This is a genomic window from Phocaeicola sp. RTP21198st1_B8_RTP21198_201120, from assembly GCF_040929485.1.
In the GTDB taxonomy this organism is placed as follows: domain Bacteria; phylum Bacteroidota; class Bacteroidia; order Bacteroidales; family Bacteroidaceae; genus Phocaeicola; species Phocaeicola dorei.
In genome coordinates, this window is record NZ_JBCOCI010000210.1 from 1 (window position 1) to 2,178 (window position 2,178).

General features: G+C 40.4%; 1 protein-coding gene and 1 pseudogene. Both read right to left on the reverse strand.

Features of this window, described 5'->3' with window-relative positions:
- Positions 1–262 (reverse strand): hypothetical protein (locus tag AB5935_RS24585; RefSeq protein WP_368327712.1); only part of this gene is annotated, 262 nt, incomplete at its 3' end.
- Positions 263–297: 35 nt separating this feature from the next.
- Positions 298–2,178: pseudogene (locus AB5935_RS24590) on the reverse strand (hypothetical protein); the annotation flags it as partial.

Below are 2,178 nucleotides of genomic sequence, written 5' to 3' on the forward strand. Positions count from 1 at the left end.
TCCATGTTCCATTCAATGACTGATACCGGGAGGAGGAAGAGCGTTTCACTTGCAACGCTTCTGTTTCAGTAGGAAATGAAATAGATGTTGCACCGTATGGTTCCCTGTTAATACTGTTAATTAAAGGGTTTTCAAATTCACTTTGCCCGAATCCTATGGGTGGCGTAGCATAACTATCACTACCATCAAAAGGTATTTGTGAAATCCCCTTGACAGACAGACATAATAGAAATATTATAATCAGTTGTTTCTTCATTTTCATTCTACCATTTTCAATAATTAGTATTCTAGCACGCTTTATTTCTCTACGCCAAACTCAACCTCATTCGCCCAATGTTCCTTCCAGTCCGGATGGAATGCTCTGGAGTTTTTCTTCGAAACGCTTCGGCCGCGTGCTAATTCCATACAAGCAGCCCCGGCGCCATCATCGTTGATACGCGCAGAGAATTTAATTTTATCGCCTTTATCAATGGCTTTCTTCACATCCGGTATTTCGGACCATGGAATAGCACATTCATAATACAATGTATTACCTTCACGTGTAGTAATCAGTTTTCCATCTTTTACGGCTCCGTCAAAGGAAGATTTGGGCTGGCGAGGATAGAAGTGTTTTCGCGGCATACCCGGAACAAGCATTCTCCATATTTCAAAACCACCGCCATATTCGGGAGCAACAGTATTCAAAGCGTATTCATAATCTGTACATTTATAACCGATGTAACGCGGCATAGTACCTTTCGTTTCAGCTTCCATACCATCTTCGCCGATTGGAATTACATTGAAAGCAATCAGTATATTATCTGTTGCTATCCCATTGGTGCCATCCGGTAATGTAGGTCTTTTACGGTAAGTGAAACGACGTACCTGCTCGGGCCATACCAAAGGAACCAAATCATCTTGAGAGACAACATGGCAAGTAACATCTTGAGGCAAAGAAGAATCTGAACCGATAAGATAGTATCCTAATTGCCCATATTTACCCAGCCAGTTTCCGACAGTATCAAAATCACGGTTTACAAGTTTCGCTGAAGCACCGGCATTACCCGAATTAACAACATTGTCCGATGAGTCAAAAAAGATACCTGATAATTTTGTTGTGTACCACCAACCATAAGATGAACAACGTATGCGCACATTACCACATAAATCCAATGTCAGATAAGTACCATTCCATAGTTTGTCTATCTTGGTAGAAAGTAATTCTTTGCCACTGTCTTTATCATAAACAGTAACAGACAAGCCATTCTGATTTATACTTGGGAAATAAAAAGAAGTGCGGGTATATTTATCTTTCGGCAAATGAATATCCATACCCATCGACAGAGTAGTAGATGTATTTTCCATATAATTCATCATACGTCCTTTTGCCGAAGGCAATTGCAGTGCTTTTTGATCTGATTCTGCCGCAGGCTGCGTTACTATGGTAGAATGCATGGCATATATGGTCTGCATATAAGCTGTGTCAGGATAGAAATAATCATCATCATTGCGAGTCTCAAATCTCAATGTTCCTTTATTGGGAGTTTTATCCGCAACTTTTGCTGCAAAGTAGAAATAATCGTCATCGTAAGCCAGGTAGGTATGCGCCAATCCTTCCGCATTACTATCAAACTTTTGATATGGATACCATGCAGCTTCCGTCAAAGAAATGCTGGCCTTGGAAGAACCTTCTATCGTTTGTGAAATCATGTTTTGCCAGTCATTCAGATTACCATCTATCTTTATCGTTTTCTTTGCAATATAATTGACATGCATATTTTCCCAATGCACGGCGAATCCATCTTTTCCTGCATCGAAATGAACTTCAAGCGGATAGTTATTGTCCACACTGGCAGTTCCGTTTGTCACTTTCGCTCTGATAGTTTTTGTCTCATTGGGCTTAAACGATACATTCTTCGGATAAGATATATCCAGATTACCGATAGAAACAGATAATACACCTTGTACCGGACGATTGAGGATATTGGTCAGTTGAAGTTCCATTTCCGGTTTGCTGGCAATGGGAGCTGTAAAGTCTTTCGCAATTATTTCGACAGGTTCATAGCCCACGATATCCGCTTTACTAATGGCCGATACAAGTTTGTCAAAGGCTCCCTTCTCACCATTTACACGCATATAATATCCCTGATAATTAAGAGGAATTTCGTAGATTCCATTTTTAGGAGCAATGGCGTTTCC